This window comes from Methylorubrum subtropicum (assembly GCF_038442325.1).
GTDB classification, from domain to species: Bacteria; Pseudomonadota; Alphaproteobacteria; order Rhizobiales; family Beijerinckiaceae; genus Methylobacterium; species Methylobacterium subtropicum.
In genome coordinates, this window is the sequence record NZ_JBBXMW010000023.1 from 1 (window position 1) to 18,771 (window position 18,771).

Sequence of the window (18,771 nt, forward strand, 5' to 3'; positions counted from 1 at the left end):
GGCCTTTTGCCGTTCGGGCGTCCCGTCATCGGCGGCGCGGCTTCTCCGAAAAATGCGGAGCCCTGGATTGCTTCGGCTTCGCCTCGCAATGACGGGGTGCCCTGTCCGGAGCGGGGGAGGGGTGGGCAGGACCTTCACCACCGCTGAGGCTGAAAAGCGGCTCCATCCCTTGACGGCGGAGTGGGGCGAGGCTTTGTCCGGAGCGCAGCTTTCCGTTTTCACCAACCCTCGAAAGACATTCGCCATGACGCCGCCCCGTGACGGTTCGGCCAAGCCGCCGGGATCGAAGAGGCCGGATTTCAAGCAAGGCTTTCGGCCGCGCCGGCCCGGCCCGCCCCGGCCGCCGAGCCATACCCAGCGCGAGGGGATGGACCATGTTGTGCTGTACGGCTGGCATCCGGTCTCGCAGGCGCTCGCCAATGCCGGGCGCCGGTTCCATCGCCTGCTCGCCACCGAGAACGCGCTGCTGCGCCTGAAGGAGACGCTCCCCGCGCTGCCGATCGAGCCGGAGATCGTCCGCCCCGGCGCGATCGACCGCCTGCTCGGGCCGGATGCGGTGCATCAGGGACTCTACGCCGAGGCCGAGCCGCTGGAGGCGCCCGCCCTCGACGCCATGCCGGACGACGCGCTGCTGCTCGCCTTCGACCAGATCACCGATCCGCACAATGTCGGCGCGATCGTGCGCACGGCCGCGGCCTTCGGCGTCACCGCCATCGTGACGACCGCCCGTCACTCGCCGAACGCCACCGGTGTCATGGCGAAATCGGCGTCGGGCGGTCTGGAGCACGTGCCGCTCGTCGTCGTGCGCAACCTCGCCGAGGCGCTGATCGAACTGGGGGAACGCGGCTTCACCCGGATCGGCCTCGATTCGGATGCCGACGCCCCCCTCGACAGCGTCGGGCCGCGCCGCCCGGCGGTGCTGGTGCTCGGGGCCGAGGGCAAGGGCCTGCGCCAGCGCACCCGCGAATGCTGCGACGTGCTGGTGCGCATCGACGCCACCGGGGCGATCCGCAGCCTCAACGTCTCGAACGCGGCGGCGATCACCCTCTATGCGCTGACCCGCCCGGTCGCCTGAAACCTCACCGCACCTGCGGCAGGGCGGTGAGCAGGCGCAGCAGGTCGCGCAGGTTGCGGGCGCCGGTGCGGGCGAGGATGAGGGTGAAGTAGGAGCGCGCCGTCGAGGTGGCGATGCCGCGCTCGCTTGCGGCCTCCTCGAAGGTGCGGCCGGCGAGCAGCAGCAGGCACAGCTCGGCCTGGGCCGGGCTGACGCCGAAGAGGCGCACCAGCGTCGCGGCGTCGAGGCCGGGCGGCGCGTCGTCCCGCGTGACGCAGACGAGCGCGTGGGCGCGCTCCTCGTGCCGGGTTGGCGTGACGAGGAGCGACAGGCCGGTGCCGTCGGGACTGCGCACGCGCATCGCGCCGGGCTGGCCCTGGAGTGCGGCGCGCACCAGCGCCTGGAGGCTGCGCCCCTCCGCCGGGGTGCCGACCGTGAGCCCGCCGCCGCGGGACCCGAGGCCGAGGAGGCCGGCTTCCGCGAGTTCGCCGGCCGCCGTGTTCATACCCCGCACCCGCGCCTCGCCGTCGCAGATGAGGACGGCGAAGCGCAGCGCGTCGAGCGCGGCGTCGCGGGCCGAGACCGCGTCGCGCTCGGCCCGGAAGCGCCCGCGTAAGGACAGCGCCGCCTTGAGGTGGATCGCGAGATCCTGCAGCACCGCCCGCTCGTCCTCGCCGAGGAAGCGCCGCGTCTCGCTGCGGTTGAGGGCGATGGTGGCGAGATTCCCGGATTCGAGCGGCATCACGAGGCCCATCGGCCGCACCATCCCGAAGTGCCGGGCGAAGTCGTTGTAGAACTCGCTGCGCAGAAGTTCGGCCTCATCGACCGAATCGGAGCCGAGATAGACGCGGTTCGGTGCCTTGCGCGAGGCGGTCCAGGGATCGAGCGTCCGGTAGTATTCGAGATAGGGCGGGACCGATTCGGTGATGTCGGCGGTCTGGACGATCTCGCCGATGCCGCCGCGCTCCACGAACCACAGGCCGGTGCTGTCGACGTCGAGATAGCCCCGCAGCGCGTAGGCGATCCGGCTCAGCGCGTCCGGCTCGGCCGCCGCCGCGTAGATCGTGGCGATGACCTCGTCCCGCGACATTCTCGCCACGCCGCCCCCCGATCGACGGCCCGAACGGCCGATTCGCGTTGCCCCCCTCAGAAGTGAGGGTGCCCGCCTTTTCAGCGACAGGGTAAGCCGGGGCTCGTGCCCATGAAAGATACCATCGGCTTAAATCTGCACCGGCCGCATCGCGAAATTGTTGTTCGCAGTGAAGCGGACGGGACACTCTCTCGGGAAATGAATGCTGAGCCGGGATCGGCAGTTTTTATTTCGGTGGCTGGCGCTGAAAATTTGTGCAAAAAGTGTGATCAAATCGGTCCGCGCGCGTAGTCAGACACCGTGCGAGATCCGTCTTCGGGGGGGATGGGGATTACCATGGCAGCGCTCGCGAACGACACGACCTACGTGTATCTGAACGCTGCCGGCCAAATCCGGATGAAGATCGAATGGGTCACGGCTTCGTCGAAGTTCATCTATATTCGCCCCGACGGTAAAGCCGCTCCGGCCGGAAGCTATCCGCCGGCCGACGATGCGGTGTCGTTTCGGCTCTACGCCGACGGTGGTCTGGCCCGGTACACCAGCTTCACCAAGGACGGCGGATTGACGGTGACGACCTTCGATCCGGCCACCGCCCAGACGCGGCAGACCTTCGGGCCGAACAATTCCTACACCCACGGCCGGCTCAGCACGAGCGAGACACTCGAAGTCCGGCCGGACGGCACGAAGTACCACATCACCAAGTCGTTCGAGAACGGCAACCTCAAGAGCTACACGCTCGAAGAGATTCCGACGCCGTCGAATACCGGCACGCCGCTGAAGCTCGAAGGCAGTCTCGTCAACGGCGCCTCGACTCTGACGCTCACGAGCGCCGCGCTCGACAGCCCGCTCAAGGTGAGCGGCACCGGCTTCCTCAACGGCCTGATCAACCTCGATCTGGTCAAGCTCATCGGCACCGACGGCGCCAGCATCATCTCCCGCGACGGCGCCGGCCTCATCGGTCAGGACGGGGCATCGCTGATCGGACAGGACGGCGGCTCGCTCGCGGCCCGCTCCGTGGCCTCGCTCATCGGCCAGGACGGGGGCTCGCTGATCGGCCAGGATGGCGGCTCGCTGCTCAACCTCAACGGTGGCGCCGCCTCGATCCTGTCGTCGTCCTTCGCGATCAGCAACGGCTCCATCATCTCCCGCGACAGCGCCGGCCTGATCGGCATGGACGGCTCGACCTTCGCCGGCAACGCGATGTCGATGATGATGGGCCGTCAGTTCACGGCGACGAGCTTCAAGCCGCGCGCTGGCACCGATGGCGACGACGTGCTGGAGGGTGGCGACGGCTTCGACACCCTGCGCGGCGGCCTCGGCGCCGATTCGCTCAACGGCGAGGCCGGCAACGACACGCTCTACGGCGCCGACAGCAACTTCATCCGCAACGGCAGCTTCGAGACCTTCTTCGAACCGGCCTTCGACGCCAATGGCTACGGCTACAACGATCCGATCGACGGCTGGACGGTCACCGGCGGGCGGCTCGAACTGTTCAAGGCCGGCAGCACGGCGGGCGCGCCCTCGGACGGGACTTTCGGCGTCGATCTCGAAGGAAACCAACTCAACACCAACGTCGCGATCTCGCAGGTGGTGGACGGCGTCCTGAACGGGCAGCTCTACCGCCTCGCCTTCGATGTCCGGAAGGTTGCGGGGGCGGACGCCAAGTTCGAGGTCTACTGGGGCGGTACCAAGGTCGATCTGACCTCGGCCGGCGCCAAGGAGATCGTGCCCGGCACCGACGTCACCACCTACTACATCGGCGTCTTCGGCGGCGTCGGCTCGGGCGCCGACAGGAACCGGCTGACCTTCCGCGAGATCGGCGGCGGCGACGCCCACGGCACGCTGCTCGACAACGTCCGCATGTACCGCGACGCGGGCGGCACGAATCCGGAGGCCAACGCCCTCGATCCGGCCCGCGACGGCAACGACAACTTCCTGCCCGGCACCGGCTCGGACACCGTCTACGGCCATGGCGGCGACGACGCGGTGATCTTTTCCGACATCGGCCCCGGCACCGACCAGTTCGCGGGCGGCTCCGGCACCGACCTCCTCGTCATGGACTGGTCCGGCTCGACCACCGCGATCCGCTATCTCGACCTCGTCAACAACGGCACCCCGAACATCGCGCCGCAGATCGGCCAAGCCTGGGGCTACGAGCGCGACTCGGACGTACCGGGCGAGCGCAAGCAGCAGCTTCTGTTCAACGAGGTCGAGCGCTTCGTCCTCAGCGGCGGCACCCAGGGCGACCGGCTGGTCGGCGGCGCGCTGAAGGACGTCCTCATCGGCAACGGCGGCAACGACATCCTGGTCGGCGGCGGCGGCCCGGACGAACTCGACGGCGGCGAGGGCTTCGACACCGCGATCCTCACCCTGTCGGGCAACGGTAAAAACACCATCGACCTCAAGGCGCTCAAGAACGGCGGCAGCCTCACGCTCTCGGACGGCACGAAGCTCACCTCGATCGAGGCGATCCAGCTCAAGACCGGCGACGGCGACGACTTCCTCGACGTGCGCGACACGGTCGCCAACCCGTCGAACCTCACGAGCGACAACGGCAACTACCCGACCACCGGCACGCGCTTCGAGGGCTTCGGCGGCGACGACACGCTCGCGATCGACCTCGCCACCTCGCGCGAGGCGTTCTTCGACGGCGGCACGGGCACCGGCGATCTGCTGATCATGGACTGGTCCGCGGCCACGCGGGACGTCGTCCGCTACAACGAGAGCTACGGCGGCAGCTACCAGACGTTCTGGAAGACCGTCACGGTCAACGGCAGCGCCACCAACCTCTACTTCAAGGTCGGCTTCACCGGCGTCGAGCGCTTCGACCTCACCGGCGGCCTCGGCAGCGACACGCTCTACGGCGGCGACCGCGACGACCGCATGAACGGCGGCACGGCCGGCCTGGACAAGCTCTACGCCAGCACCGGCACCGACACGCTGGTGCTGAACTGGTCGGACGTGACCAACGGTTACGGCGTCGGCACCTACGAGGCCGGCGAGGGCATCGCCTCGGGCACCCTCGCGGCCGGGTACGACGGCCTGTTCTCCACGCGCTACGACGGCAAGCGCGTCGAGTTCAGCGGCTTCGAGCGCTTCGAGCTGACGCTGACGCACTACGACGACGAGATCGTCACGGGCGACGGCGACGACACGGTCCGCGGCAACCGCGGCAACGACACCCTCAACACCGGCAAGGGCATCGACGCGGTCTACGGCGGCGAGGGCACGACCGATCACTGGCTCGCCGACAAGTCGGCGATGAACGCATCCCAGGCCATGGTGCTCGATCTCACGAGCACCGGGCGGCAGGCCGACTATCTCGGCACCGGCCTCGTCGAGGGCATCGAGCGGATCACGCTGACGACGGGCGCGGGCGCCGACATCATCACCACGGGTGCGTCCGACCTCGACGATACGGTCGTGACGGGCGACGGCACCGACCGGGTCAAGGTCGCGGGCGGCCGGGACGTCGTCCACATGGGCGCGGGCACCGACACGCTGGTGCTCGACTGGTCGAGCGCCACCAACGGCTACGGCGTCGGCACCTACGACGCCGGAGAGGGCCTCGCCACGGGCACGCTCGCGGACGGCTACGACGGCGGCTTCGGCACGCGCTACAACGGCTACCGCGCCGACTTCAAGGGCGTCGAGCATTTCGACCTGACGCTGACGAACTTCGCCGACGAGATCGTCACCGGCGACGGCAACGACACGGTGCGCGGCAACGGCGGCGACGACACCCTCAACACCGGACGGGGCATCGACAGGATCTACGGCGGGGCGGGCACCGCCGACCACTGGATCGCCGACAAGTCTTTCCTGGGCGTCGGCCAGGACATGCGGCTCGACCTGACGAAAGGGGAGCGTCAGGCCAACTATGCCGGCGGCGGCCTCGTCGAGGGCATCGAGCGGATCAGCCTCGCCACGGGCGCAGGCGTGGACGAGATCACCACGCTCGCGGCCGACCTCGACGACGCGATCGCGACCGGGGCCGGCGGCGACTGGGTCAAGGTCGCGGGCGGGCGCGACATCGTCCACATGGGCGGCGGCACCGATACGCTGGTGCTCGATTGGTCGAGCGCCACCAACGGCTACGGCGTCGGCACCTACGACGCGGGCAAGGGCGTCACCGGCGGCAGCCTCACCGGTTACGACGGCGGCTTCGGCACGCGCTACGACGGCTACAAGGCGACCTTCTTCGCGGTCGAGCACTTCCAGCTCACGCTGACCAACTTCGCCGACGAGATCGTCACCGGCGACGGCAACGACAGCGTCGTGGCCAAGGCCGGCGCCGACATCCTCCGGACCGGCAAGGGCGTCGACGTCATCGACGGCGGCAGCGAGGCCGACGGCTCGCGCGGCGTGGACACGTGGAGCGCCGACAAGTCGGCGGCGACCGCCGGCATGACGCTCGACCTGACCGGCCTCGCGTCGAGCTACACGATCAACGACGAGAAGGGCGTCGCCCGCACCGTCGCGGTCCGGGACATCGAGGTGCTGGGGCTGGCCGACGCGCCCGACGCGACGACGACGAAGCGTTTCCTGTCGGGCTCGGGCAACGACCGCATCGTCACCCGCGGTGAGGATTACGACGACTTCATCGGCACGGGCGCCGGCAACGACCTCGTCAAGGTCGCGGGCGGCCAGGACAACGTCGCGCTCGGCGCCGGCACCGACACGCTGGTGGTGGACTGGTCGTCCGCCAGCAACGGCTACGGCGTCGGCACGTTCGATACCGGCGAGGGCGCGACCTCCGGCAGCCTCGCGGCCGGTTACGGCGGCGCGTTCTCGACCCGCTACGACGGCTTCCGGGTCGACTTCACCGGGGTCGAGCATTTCGACCTGACGCTCACCGCCTGGACCGACGAGATCGTCACCGGCGACGGCAACGACACCGTACGCGGCAACGGCGGCGACGACAGCCTCAGCACCGGCAAGGGCATCGACATCGTCCAGGGCGGCGACGGCGCGGCCGACCTCTGGATCGCCGACAAGTCGGCGATGGTGGCCGGCCAGGACATGCGGCTCGACCTCACCAGCACCGGGCGGCAGGCGAGCTATCTCGGCAGCGGCCTCGTCGAGGGCATCGAGCGGGTCAGCCTCGCCACGGGCGCGGGCGCCGACGTCATCACCACGCTCGCGGCCGATCTCAACGACGCGGTCGTCACCGGCGCCGGCACCGACCGGGTCAAGGTCGCGGGCGGGCGCGACACGGTGCAGATGGGCGCGGACATCGACACGCTGGTGCTCGACTGGTCGTCGGCCACCAACGGCTACGGCGTCGGCACCTACGACGCAGGCCAGGGCGTCGCCTCCGGCACGCTGGCGGCGGGCCATGCCGGCGCGTTCTCGACGCGCTACGACGGCTACCGGGTCGATTTCACCGGCGTCGAGAACTTCGAGCTGACGCTCACGAACTTCACCGACGTGATCGTCACCGGCGACGGCAGCGACATCCTCGACGGCCGGGGCGGCGACGACCAGCTCAGCGGCAAGGGCGGCAACGACACCTACATCGTCGACAGCGCGGGGGACCGCGTCTTCGAGAACGCCAAGAGCGGCACCGACACGGTGCGGGCGAGCGTCAGCTACGTCCTCGACATCAGCCAGGAGGTCGAGTTCCTCACCACGACGAACGACGCCGGCACCGCCGCGATCGACCTCACCGGCAGCCTGTGGGCGAACAACCTGCGGGGCAATGCCGGCGCCAACACCCTCGACGGCGGCCTCGGCGCCGACACGATGACGGGCTTGGGCGGCAACGACACCTACCTCGTCAACGACGTGAACGACCTCGTCTACGACGCCTTCAAGGGCGGCACCGACACCGTCAAGGTGGCGGCGAGCGCGGGCCGCTACAGCCTGCTCGGGGCCCAGGAGATCGAAAGCCTGATCGCCGCCGACGCGGCGGGCACCGGCGCGCTGAACCTGACCGGCAACGAGTTCGGCCAGACCCTCACCGGCAATGCCGGCGCCAACGTGCTGCGCGGCGGCGGAGGGGCGGACACCCTGAACGGCCTCGGCGGCCTCGACACCGCCGATTACGGCGACAAGACCGCCGCGGTGGAGGTGGCGCTCAACGGCGGGACGCTCGTGAGCGTGACGGTCGGCGGCGTGGCCGAGGACCGGATCGTCAACATCGAGAACCTCATCGGCGGCTCCGCGGCCGATCGGCTGACGGGCGACGGCGGCGCCAACGTCCTCGACGGCGGCCTCGGCGCCGACACCCTCACGGGCTTGGCCGGAAACGACAGCTACGTCGTGGACAACGCGGGCGACCGGGTGATCGAGGCCAAGGGCGGCGGCAGCGACACGGTGCGGGCGAGCGTGACCTACACCCTCGCGGCCGGCCAGGAGATCGAGGCCCTGGCCACGACGAACGCCGCGGGTACGGGTAAGATCGACCTCACCGGCAACGAGTTCGGCCAGACCCTCACCGGCAATGCCGGCATCAACACCCTGAACGGCGGGGCCGGCGCCGACACGATGACCGGCTTGGCCGGCAACGACACCTATCTCGTCGACAACGCGGGCGACCGGGTGATCGAGGCCAAGGGCGGCGGCAGCGATACGGTGCGGGCGGCCCTGGGCTACATCCTCGCCGCCGGCCAGGAGATCGAGATCCTGACCACGACCAACGCCGCGGGGACGGGTGCGATCAACCTCACCGGCAACGAGTTCGGCCAGACGATCGACGGCAATGCCGGCGCCAACGTGCTGCGCGGCGGCGGCGGGGCCGACACCCTCAACGGCCTCGGCGGCCTCGACACCGCCGATTACGGCGACAAGACCGCCGCGGTGGAGGTGGCGCTCAACGGCGCCAACGCGGTGAGCGTGAAGGTCGGCGGCGTGGCCGAGGACCGCATCGCCAACATCGAGAACCTCACCGGCGGCGCGGCGGCCGATAAGCTCACCGGCGACGGCCTCGCCAACGTCCTCGACGGCGGCCGGGGCATCGACACCCTCACGGGCCTTGCCGGCCACGACACCTACCTCGTCGACAACGCGGGCGACCGGGTGGTCGAGGCCAGGGGCGGCGGCACCGACACGGTGCTGGCGAGCGCGAGCTACACCCTCGCGGCCGGCCAGGAGATCGAGATCCTGACCACGACGAACGCCGCGGGCACGGGTGCCATCAACCTCACCGGCAACGAGTTCGCGCAAGCCCTCACCGGCAATGCCGGCATCAACATCCTGACCGGCGGCGCCGGGGCCGACCGGCTCACCGGCGGGCTCGGCCGCGACACCTTCGACTTCAACATCAAGACCGACAGCGGCACCACCGCGACGACCCGCGACGTGATCCTCGACTTCAAGCAGGGCGAGGACCGCATCGACCTCTCGACCATCGACGCCAACGGGGCGCTGGCCGGCGACGCGTTCACGTTCCTGATCAAGGCCGGCTCGGCCTTCACCGGCAAGGCGGGCCAGCTCACCTTCTCGATCGAGAACCCGACCGGCACCGCCAACGACCGCACGATCATCCAGGCCGACATGGACGGCAACAAGATCGCCGACTTCCAGATCGAGCTGAAGGGCCTCTACACGCTGACCGCGGCCGACTTCGTGCTCTGAAACAAGAAAGCCCCCGAACCTTGCGGTCCGGGGGCTTTTTCATGCCGTGCGTCCTACTTCCCGGCCTTGTCCGCGCTCGGGAAGAACAACTGCTCGCCGCCGATCTTGTAGCTGGCGATGGCGCCCTGGCCCTCGGGCGAGACCAGCCAGTCGATGAAGGCCTGGCCCTCCTTCACCTTCACGGTCGGGTGCTTGTCCGGGTTCACCAGCATGACGCCGTAGGGGTTGAACAGCTTCGGGTCGCCCTCGACCAGAACGGCGAGATCGCCGCGGTTCTTGAACGAGAGCCACGTGCCGCGGTCGGCCAGGATGTAGGCGTTGAGGGCCGAGGCCGTGTTGAGGGCCGGGCCCATGCCCTGGCCGACGTCGCGGTACCAGTCGCCCTTCTGCGCCGCCAGATCGACGCCGGCCTCCTTCCAGGCCCGCAGCTCGGCGCTGTGGGTGCCGGAGCGGTCGCCGCGGGAGACGAACGGCGCCTTGGTTTCGGCGAGCCGCTTGAAGGCGTCCTGAAGCCCCGCGCCCTTGATGCCGGCCGGGTCGGATTTGGGGCCGATCACGACGAAGTCGTTGTACATCACGTCCCGGCGCGCCTTGGAGAACCCCTCGGCGACGAACTTGTCCTCCGCCGCGCGGTCGTGGACCAGCACCACGTCGGCGTCGCCCCGGCGGGCGGCGTCGAGGGCCTGTCCGGTGCCCAGCGCCACGACCTTCACCTCGATGCCGGTCTTGTCCTTGAACAGCGGCAGGATGTGCTTGAACAGGCCCGATTGCTCGGTCGAGGTCGTCGAGGCGACGACGATGGATTGCGGGTCCGCGTGCGCCGGCACGGCGGCGGCGAGGCCGGCCGCGAGGGCAAGGGTCAGGAAGCCGCGGCGAAGGAAGTCCAAGGCAGTTCTCCGGTGAGGTAAGCCCGGGCTTCGGGCGTTCGGGGTGAGTAGAGGGTGGTGCGGGTCGGGCCGTGCTCGACGGCGCGGCCGGAAGCGAGCACGACCGAAATTTCGGCGAGCCGCGCGACCTGTCCGAGATTGTGCGAGACGAGCAGCACGGCGGTCCCGTCCCGCGCCATCTCGGTAATCAGATCCTCGACGATGGCGGTGGCACCCGGATCGAGGCTCGCGGTCGGCTCGTCGAGGAGGAGCAGAGCGGGGCGCAGGGCCCAGGCGCGGGCGAGCGCCAGCCGCTGCTGCTCGCCGCCGGAGAAGCGGGTGGCGGCGTCGCCCGCCCGCTCGGACAGGCCGACGCGGGCGAGCGCGGCGGCGACGCGCTCCCGCCGCTCGCCCCGCGACAGCCCGAGCGGCCCGAGCGCCAGGGCGACGTTGGCCGCCGCACTCGCCCGCACCAGGGCGGTGCGCTGGAAGACGAAGGCCGTGCGGCCGGGGCCGACATGGACGGTGCCGGAATCGGGCCGGAGCAGGCCGTCGATGACGCGCAAGGTCACGCTCTTGCCCGCGCCGTTCGGGCCGATCAGGGCCGTCACGCCGCGCGCCGGCACGTCGAAGGTGAGCCGGTCGAGGATCGGGCGACCGCCTAAGCCGAGGCTCACGCCGTCGAGGCGGATGGCGGGGGCCGCGCTCACCCGTAGGCCCTCGCCGCGTGGCCCCGCAGCAGGGCGGCGGCGGCGTTGACCGTGAGGACGAGGCCCATCAGCACCACGCCCAGCGCCAAAGCGAGGCTGAGGTCGCCCTTCTGCGTCTCCAGGGAAATCGCCGTCGTCATGGTGCGGGTGTGGCCGTCGATGTTGCCGCCGACGACGAGGACGGCGCCGATCTCCGAGATCGCCCGGCCGAAGGCGGCGAGCGCCGCCGTCACCAGCGAGAAGCGCGCGTCGTAGATCAGCACGAGCGCCCGGCGCGGGGCCGAGAGGCGCAGCGAGCGCAACTGCTCGCCGAGATGCGCCTCGGCGTCCGCCACCACCTGCCGTGCGAGGGCGGCCACCAGCGGCGTCGCCAACACGGCCTGCGCCGCCACCATCGCGCCCGGCGTGAACAGCAGGCCGAAGCCCCCGAGCGGGCCGGAGCGGGACAAAATCAGGTACAGCACCAGCCCGACGATGACCGGCGGCAGGCCCATGAAGGCATTGAGCAGAGCGACCAGCGCATCGCGGCCGGGAAAGCGCGCTACCGCGACCAGCGCGCCCAGCGGAATCCCCAGGAAAAGGCCGATGCCGACGGCCGTGAGGCTGACGCGCAGGGACAGCCACGCGATCGCGATCACGTCGCGGTCGAGCGTCCACAGGCGGGCGAACGTCTCGTGGAATGTGTCTGTCATCAGCGCAATCGGCGCCGGGGGATGCGCCTCGAACCGCCGGATGCTACGGCCGGTATGGGAAGATCAATAGGAAAGGGCTTGCATATGAGGGTGAGCCTGCGCATCGACGGCCGGGCCGGGGGCGGCCGGGCCGACATTCCGCTGGGGCCGACGATGGCGCTGCTGGAGGCGCTCGACCGCACCGGCTCGCTCCAGGGCGTGGCCGAGGAACTCGGCGTGTCCTATCGCTCGGCCTGGGGGCAGCTCGCCGCGCTCGAACACGCGCTCGGTCGCCCGGCGGCGGTGAAGACCAAGGGCCACGGCAGCGCGCTGACGCCGCTCGGGGCCGGGCTGCTCGGCCTGCTCAAGGCCTCGCAGGTGCGGCTCGGGTCGGCGCTCGCCGCCGAGGAGACGGCGCTCGCCGAGGGCCTGCGCCGCCTGCTGGAGCCGGACGTCGCCCGCATCCGGCTGGCCGCGAGCCACGATCCGCTGCTTCTGGAGGCGGTGGAGGCGCGGCCCGAGATCGACCTGATGGTGGCGGGCAGCCTCGACGCGCTGGCGCGGCTGCGCGAGGGCGCGGTCGAAGCGGCGGGCTTTCACTACGGCAGCGACGGCGAGCCCCCGCCGCCCTTCGACGGGCTGTTTCGCGACGCCGACCTCGCCGTGGCGCCGCTGTTTCGCCGGGAGCAGGGGCTGATGTTCGCCCCCGGCAACCCGCTGCGGCTGACCGGCGTCGCCGACATCGCCGCGCGAAAAGCGCGGTTCGTGAACCGGCAGCGCGGCGCCGGCACCCGCATCTGGTTCGAGCGGCTGTGCCGGGAGGCGGGCGTGCCGCTCGAGTCCATCGTCGGCCATCACACCGAAGAGTTCACGCATCAGGCGGTGGCGGCGCTGATCGCCACAGGGGCGGCGGATGTCGGCATGGGCACCCGCGCGGTGGCCGAGCGCTTCGCCCTCGATTACCGGCCGCTCGGCTGGGAGACCTACTACCTCGCCGCCCGCGCCTCGCTGCCGCCGGAGCGGCTGATGCCGTTGCGCGAATTGATCCATGGCCGCGCCGGCGCGGTCTCGGGCTACGCCGCGCCGAAAGATCACCAGAGCGCGGCGTGCGGGTAGAAGGCGAGGCTGTCGCCCGGCGCGACGCCGAGCGCGTCGTCGGGCAGTTCCACGAGGCCGTCGCTGCCGGTGAGCGAGGTCAGCACCCCGGCCCCGTCGCGCGGAAATTTTTTGGCGATCAGGCCGTCCGGGCCTCGGACCAGGGAGACGCGCACGAACTCGCGCCGGCCCTGCTTCTTCTTGTACGAGAAATCCGAGCGCACGGAGAAAGCCTGCGGCGGCACGTGGCGGGCACCGCTGAGGGCGGCGAGCAGCGGGCGCACCACGAACAGCAGGGTGACGTAGACCGCGACCGGGTTGCCCGGCAGGCCGACGAAGGGCGTGCCGGCGATCAGCCCCGCCGCCACCGGCCGGCCGGGCTTGACCGCGAGGCGCCACAGCACGAGCCGCCCCGTCGCCTCGACCGCGGCCTTCACGTGGTCCTCCTCGCCGGTGGAGACGCCGCCGGAGGTGAGGATCAGGTCGTGCCCTTCCGCCGCCCGCGCGAGATGGCCCGGCAGGGTCGCGGCCTCGTCGCGCAGAATGCCGAGATCGGACACCGTGCAGCCGAGCCGCGTCAGCAGGCATGCCAGCAGCACGCGGTTCGAATCGTGGATCGCGCCCGGCCGAAGCGTCGCGCCGGGCTCGACCAGCTCGTCGCCGGTGGAAAACAGCGCCACCCGCAGCCGCCGCCGCACGGTCAGCCGCGCGTGGCCGGTGGCGGCGGCGAGCGCGAGATCCTGCGGGCGCAGCCGCTGCCCGGCGGGAATCGCGAGGGCGCCGCGCTCCAGATCCTCGCCCGCGGGCCGGGCGTTGGCGCCGGGCTTCAGCCCCGGCGGCAGGGCGACGTGATCGCGCTGGCGGGTCACGTCCTCCTGCATGAAGACGGTGTCGGCGCCCGCCGGCATCGGCGCGCCGGTGAAGATGCGGATCGCCCCGCCTGGCCACGCGCCCTCGGCGGCGGCACCCGCGGGCAGGCGGCCGGTGACGGGCAGCACGGTCTCGGCGCCGGCCGTGAGGTCGGCATGGCGCACGGCGTAGCCGTCCACCGCCGAGTTGGCGAAAGGCGGCAGCGCGTGCGCGGCGAACACGTCCTCCGCGGCGATGCGCCCGTCCGCTTCCGAGAGCGGCACGGATTCGGTGCCGGCGATGACGGGGAAGCGCTCGGCGATCCGCGCAACCGCCTCCTCGATCGCCATGAGCTTGCCGCCGAAGGCGAAGCAATCGTCGGTGAGCTGCGCCATCACACGCTCTCCAGCCGGGCCAGCACGGCGTCGAGCGGCTCGGCGCGGGCCAGCACCAGATCGGCAATCCCAGCGATGTCGTCGAGCCCGACCACCGGCACGCTGGCCTCGGGGAAGGGGACATCGCTGGCGATGCCGACGATGCGCGGATCGTCCGGGTGGATCGGCGGGCGGTTATTGGCTTGCCGGAACACTTCGAGCTTCGCATGACCCTCGCGCTTGAAGCCCTCGACCAGGGCGAGGCCCTCCGGCGCGAGGCGCCGCAGCAGGACGGGCAGGCGGGCCTCGTCACCCTCCGCGACCTCGCGAATCTGCGCCCAGCGCCGGGACGAGGAGACGATCACCTCGCTCGCGCCCGCTTGCCTGTGGACGTGCGAATCCTTGCCCGGATGGTCCACGTCGAAGCCGTGATGGGCGTGCTTGAGCGTCGCGACGCGCACCCCGCGGGCCACCAGCAGCGGGATCAGCCGGGACAGCAACGTGGTCTTGCCTGCCCCGCTCCAGCCGGCGAGGCCGATCACCTTGAGGCCGCTCATGATGCGTCTCCCGCTCGCGTGAAGCCGAGCGTTTCGAGCGCCGCGGCGGTCTCCGGCGCGCCGAGCAGGGCCAGGAAGGCGGCGAGGGCCGGGCGGTCTTCCGTGCCGCCCGCGTAGGCGAAGTCGTAATGCTCCTCCGTCAGCGGCAGGAAGCCGAGGCCGTAGGCGGACGCGACGCTGGCGATGGCCACGCCCCAATCGGCCCTGCCTTGCGCGACCGCGGCCGCGACGGCGTTGTGCGAGCGCGGCTGGTTCCAGAAGCCCGCGGGCCGCGCGCCCTTCAGCAGGCCATCGACGAGGAGGCGCGTGCCGGAGCCGGCGTTGCGGTTGACCATCACGGCCTCCGCATCGGCGAGCGCCGCAGCCACGCCGGCCTCTGCGCTGCGGCCCTCGAACCGCGCGTCGCCGGGCCGGAACACCACGCCCTGCAGGCGGCGCCAGCCGGGGGCAAGGCGCATGCTCGCGTCGAGCAGCGGCGCGTTGTAGCGGCCGGTCTCGGGGTCGAGCAGGTGCATGGCGGCGAGATCGCACTCGCCGCGCCTCAGCGCCGCGAGTCCCCCGGCCGAGCCGACCCAGACGGTGCGGGCGGTGAACCCCCGCTCGGCCAGCAGCCCGACCAGCCGGTCGAGCCCGATGCAGTGGCTGCCGACGATCGTGAGATCGGGCGCACGCACGCCCGCGCCGAGGCGCACGACGGAGACCGCCTCGCCCGCCTCCAGCCCGGAGCGGGCGGCGGGGATGGCGAAGAAGCAGTCGGCTTGGCTGAACGCGGTGACGGACCCGGAGCCCTTCGGCAGCGGCAGGGCCACCGGCCCCTCGGGCCCGCGACCGAGGGAGGCCATCACGAATTCGGTGCGGCCGAGTTCGGATGGCACCCGCTGCGGCACGCTGGCCGCCATCGCCTGCTCCTCCCGCGGCGGCAGGCCGGCCAGCGCGCGCACCAGCGGCACGACGAACTCGTGGAAGGTGAACATCGCCGAGGTCGGAAAGCCCGGCAGCACCACCACTGGCGTCCCATCGGCCACCGCGAGGCAGAGCGGCTTGCCGGGTTTCAGCGCGACGCCGTGGACGAGGATGCCGGGCTCGCCGAGTCGGTCGAGGATGCGGTGGGAGACGTCGCCCGCGCCCTTCGAGGTGCCGCCCGACAGCACCACGAGTTCGTGGCCGTCGAGCGCGCCGCGCAGCGCGTCGGCGAGCGCCGCCTCGTCGTCGCGCACGATGCCGAGCGCCACCGGCGTGCCGCCGTTCTCGGTGACGGAAGCCGCGACGATGGCCCCGTTCGAGTCGTAGATCGCGCCGGGGGCGAGTTCTTGGCCGGGCGCGGTCAGCTCGTCGCCGGTCGAGAGAATGGCGACGCGCGGGCGGCGCACCACCGGGACCGTGGCGAGCCCGCAGGCCGCGAGCATGCCGATCTCGCGGGCCGTGATGGTGAGCCCCTTGCGCAGAACCGTCTCGCCGAGCGCCATGTCGGCGCCGGCATAGCCGACGAACTGGCCGGGGCGGACCGGAGCCGACACGTCGATGGCGAGGCCGGGTTCGTCGAACTCGGTCTGCTCCACCATCACCACCGCGTCGGCCCCGCGCGGGATCACGCCGCCGGTGGCGATCGGAGTCGCGGTGCCGGGCGCGACCGCGAGCGCGGGGGCGACCCCGCAGGCCAGGATCTCGCGGTTGAGCGCGAGCCGCCGCGGCTGCGACGGGCCGGCGCCTTCGGTGTCGGCGGCGCGCAGCGCAAAGCCGTCGACCAGCGCCCGGTCGAAGGGCGGCACGTCGATGGGCGAGGCGATGTCGGCTGCCAGCACCCGGCCGAGCGATTCCGCGAGGGGCACGGTCTCGGGCGGAAGCGCGCGGTGCGGCACGGCGGCCCGGAAGGTGGCGAGCGCGTCCTCGCGGCTCGCCACCGTCAGGAATTGCTCCTGGCGCGCCGCGGCCGCGAGGCGGCGGACGAAATCCTCGGTGTCGTTCACCAATCCCAAACCTCGACCTCGGTCCCCTCGGGATAGCCCTCGCGCTCCGGCGGCACCAGCACCGCCGCATCCGCCTCCACCAGCCGCCGCAGCGGCAGATCGACCCCGCCGAGGGGCACGACCCCATTCGTCGAGCGGCGCAGATAGACGATCTCGCTCAGGCCGATGCCGGACGCGATTTTTTTGGAGAGCACGGCCGGACGGCCCTCCGGTGGGGCCGCGCCGGAGAGGGCCGCCAGCAGCGGCCGGCCGAGGGTGAGGAACACCGCCGGAGTCGCCTCGGGCGCGCCGGGCAGCAGCAGAACGGGGCGCCCCGCCGCCTCGCCGAGCCCGGCGGTCTCGCCCGGCCGCAGGGCGAGGCCGTGGGCGAGGACTTGGCCGGCGCGGGCGAGGCCGGCGGCGCTGTGGTCGCTTCGCCCGAACCCGGTCCCGCCGAGCACCAGCACGGCATCGGCCGTCGCGGTGAGGATCGCGTCGGCGATGGCCTCGGGCGCGTCCGGCACGGCGACGGTCGCGCTGGTGCCGCCCTGCCGGACGATCAGCGCCGCCAGGAACGGCGACAGCGCGTCCGGCTCCGGCGCGCCGGTGACGATCAGCGCCACGTGCGGGCGCCGGATCGCGATGGCCGACAGGCCGCAGGCCGCGAGCGCCAGGAGATGGCGCGGCGCGATCCGCTCGCCCGCGGCGAGAAGGGTCTCGCCCGTGCGCCCGTCGCCGCCGGGCTCGCGCACGCCCTCGCGCACGAACACCTCCGCCACGGCGTCGCGCCCCTCCAGCCCTTCCGGCGGCAGCACAGCGTCGGTGCCGACGGGCAGTGCGTCTCCGGCCTCGACCCAGACGGGCGCGCCGGGCAGGCGGACGGGGGCGTAGGACGAGGCGCCGCCGAGCAACGCGGCCTCGACCGCGTAGCCGTCGCGCAGGGCTATTGGGGCTGCGGGGCGATCACCGGGCGCGAGCACCGGCCCGGCCGCGATGCACCCCAGGGCCTCGGCGAGCGGCACCGACCGCGCCGCCACCGGGTGGGCGAGCCCGAGCAGGAGCGCGCGCGCCGCGTCGAGCGGCATCAGCGCCGCGGAGGCGGCCCGCTTCATGCGGGCATCCGGCGCGGCGCGATCCACCGTCGATGCATCGGCTGTGTCATGTCGGAGCGATGCGCCATCGCCTCGCGATGTTCAAGATTTCGGACGCAATCGGTCGGGACCGCTCGGATTCGAATCCCGGAGCAAATTGATCGGGGCGCTTCGAGCGCGTTTCCCCTCCCCCTTGCGGGGAGGGGCAGGGGTGGGGGTGGTGCAGAAGGCACCGCCGAGCCTCATCCTGAACCACCCCCACCTCCTCCCTCCTCCCCGCAAGGGGGAGGAGAGCGCCTGAGCCGGCTTGCGGGGATAGGCTGGAGGCGTTCCGCTGCGAGCGCCGATCACGTCCGGTTCAAGTGCTGGAATCGCCTCGGTCCGTTGACGTCGCCCGGCTTAGATCAAAATTCCGGCACATGAGATGATCTCATTTAGGCAATCGTGCCGAGATCAGGGCATCTGCGGCGCAGATCAGGCGAAAGCGGTGTCGGAGCAACAACGTATAAAACGAACACCTGCACTGAGTTCCATCGCTGCGATGCAGCGATCGGCCGCGTTCAACGCAGACCGCGTCGCCCTACCTCTCCGCTCAAATTCCCATTCCAAGCGGATCACGATGAGCATCTGGCAAAAAATCGGCGATGTCATCGCCAAGGGCACCGGCGCGGTCGCCCGCGTCCTCACCGCGGGCTTCGATGCCCTGACCGGGCCGGTCGGCCGGATCAACGAGCGGGTCGAGGCGCATCTCCTCGACCGCAGCAAGCTGCTGCGGGCCCATTACGGCGACAAGACCAACCGCGAAGCCAAGCCCCTGCCGGTGCTGGAGGGCCCGATCGACCTGTCGTTGCGCGGCGGCGTGCGCGAAGCCGCCTGATCTTGTCAGTGGG

The 18,771-nt window shown here is 71.4% G+C and carries 13 protein-coding genes; 5 read left to right on the forward strand and 8 right to left on the reverse strand.

Annotation, left to right across the window (positions count from 1 at the left end; genetic code table 11):
* The first annotated feature begins 244 nt into the window (after positions 1–244).
* On the forward strand, positions 245–1,075 hold the full coding sequence (gene rlmB, locus AAHG03_RS22965) for a 23S rRNA (guanosine(2251)-2'-O)-methyltransferase RlmB (protein WP_342153511.1): 831 nt from the start codon (positions 245–247) through the stop codon (positions 1,073–1,075).
* Between the two features lie 4 nt (positions 1,076–1,079).
* On the opposite strand, the gene AAHG03_RS22970 is transcribed toward rlmB, so the two are convergent.
* A complete protein-coding gene (locus AAHG03_RS22970) occupies positions 1,080–2,144 on the reverse strand; it encodes a hypothetical protein (RefSeq protein ID WP_342153513.1) in 1,065 nt (354 codons plus the stop codon).
* 111 nt (positions 2,145–2,255) lie between these two features.
* Here AAHG03_RS22970 and AAHG03_RS22975 point away from each other — a divergent pair, with 111 nt between their 5' ends.
* Both AAHG03_RS22975 and AAHG03_RS22980 read left to right on the forward strand, forming a co-directional pair.
* Positions 2,256–2,435, forward strand: a complete 180-nt coding sequence (locus AAHG03_RS22975) for a hypothetical protein (RefSeq protein ID WP_342153514.1) — start codon at positions 2,256–2,258, stop codon at positions 2,433–2,435.
* Positions 2,436–2,480: 45 nt separating this feature from the next.
* Positions 2,481–9,722 carry a hypothetical protein gene (locus AAHG03_RS22980; protein WP_342153515.1) on the forward strand — a complete coding sequence of 2,414 codons (7,242 nt, stop codon included), beginning with the start codon at positions 2,481–2,483 and terminating at the stop codon, positions 9,720–9,722.
* Positions 9,723–9,775: 53 nt separating this feature from the next.
* Here the strand turns inward: AAHG03_RS22980 and AAHG03_RS22985 are convergent, their stop codons facing one another.
* Genes AAHG03_RS22985 through AAHG03_RS22995 form a run of 3 tightly spaced genes read right to left on the reverse strand, consistent with a single transcriptional unit; the run spans position 9,776 to position 11,990 of the window.
* Positions 9,776–10,609 carry an ABC transporter substrate-binding protein gene (locus tag AAHG03_RS22985; RefSeq protein WP_342153516.1) on the reverse strand — a complete coding sequence of 278 codons (834 nt, stop codon included), beginning with the start codon at positions 10,607–10,609 and terminating at the stop codon, positions 9,776–9,778.
* Positions 10,582–11,298, reverse strand: a complete 717-nt coding sequence (locus AAHG03_RS22990; RefSeq protein ID WP_342153518.1) for an ATP-binding cassette domain-containing protein — start codon at positions 11,296–11,298, stop codon at positions 10,582–10,584. The genes AAHG03_RS22985 and AAHG03_RS22990 overlap by 28 nt, the downstream gene beginning before the upstream one ends.
* Positions 11,295–11,990, reverse strand: a complete 696-nt coding sequence (locus AAHG03_RS22995; protein ID WP_342153519.1) for an ABC transporter permease — start codon at positions 11,988–11,990, stop codon at positions 11,295–11,297. The genes AAHG03_RS22990 and AAHG03_RS22995 overlap by 4 nt, the downstream gene beginning before the upstream one ends.
* Before the next feature lie 84 nt (positions 11,991–12,074).
* On the opposite strand from AAHG03_RS22995, the gene AAHG03_RS23000 reads away from it, so the two are divergent.
* Positions 12,075–13,085, forward strand: coding sequence for a substrate-binding domain-containing protein (locus AAHG03_RS23000; RefSeq protein ID WP_342153520.1), 1,011 nt, complete (start codon positions 12,075–12,077; stop codon positions 13,083–13,085).
* Here the strand turns inward: AAHG03_RS23000 and AAHG03_RS23005 are convergent.
* The 4 genes from AAHG03_RS23005 to AAHG03_RS23020 are packed head-to-tail and all read right to left on the reverse strand — an operon-like array spanning position 13,061 to position 17,902.
* Positions 13,061–14,308 carry a molybdopterin molybdotransferase MoeA gene (locus AAHG03_RS23005; protein WP_342153521.1) on the reverse strand — a complete coding sequence of 416 codons (1,248 nt, stop codon included), beginning with the start codon at positions 14,306–14,308 and terminating at the stop codon, positions 13,061–13,063. The genes AAHG03_RS23000 and AAHG03_RS23005 overlap by 25 nt on opposite strands.
* Positions 14,308–14,844 carry a molybdopterin-guanine dinucleotide biosynthesis protein B gene (gene mobB, locus AAHG03_RS23010; protein ID WP_342153523.1) on the reverse strand — a complete coding sequence of 179 codons (537 nt, stop codon included), beginning with the start codon at positions 14,842–14,844 and terminating at the stop codon, positions 14,308–14,310. The genes AAHG03_RS23005 and mobB overlap by 1 nt, the downstream gene beginning before the upstream one ends.
* The gene (locus AAHG03_RS23015) at positions 14,841–16,811 is read right to left on the reverse strand and encodes a molybdopterin biosynthesis protein (RefSeq protein WP_412759787.1); all 1,971 of its coding nucleotides are present in this window, start codon (positions 16,809–16,811) and stop codon (positions 14,841–14,843) included. The genes mobB and AAHG03_RS23015 overlap by 4 nt, the downstream gene beginning before the upstream one ends.
* Positions 16,808–17,902: a molybdopterin-binding protein gene (locus tag AAHG03_RS23020; RefSeq protein ID WP_342153526.1), complete on the reverse strand. Its 1,095-nt coding sequence runs from the start codon at positions 17,900–17,902 to the stop codon at positions 16,808–16,810. Before AAHG03_RS23020 ends, AAHG03_RS23015 begins: the two co-directional genes overlap by 4 nt.
* 598 nt (positions 17,903–18,500) lie before the next feature.
* Here AAHG03_RS23020 and AAHG03_RS23025 point away from each other — a divergent pair.
* Complete coding sequence (locus tag AAHG03_RS23025) at positions 18,501–18,758, forward strand: hypothetical protein (protein ID WP_342153527.1); 258 nt, start codon at positions 18,501–18,503, stop codon at positions 18,756–18,758.
* The last annotated feature ends 13 nt before the right edge of the window (positions 18,759–18,771 follow it).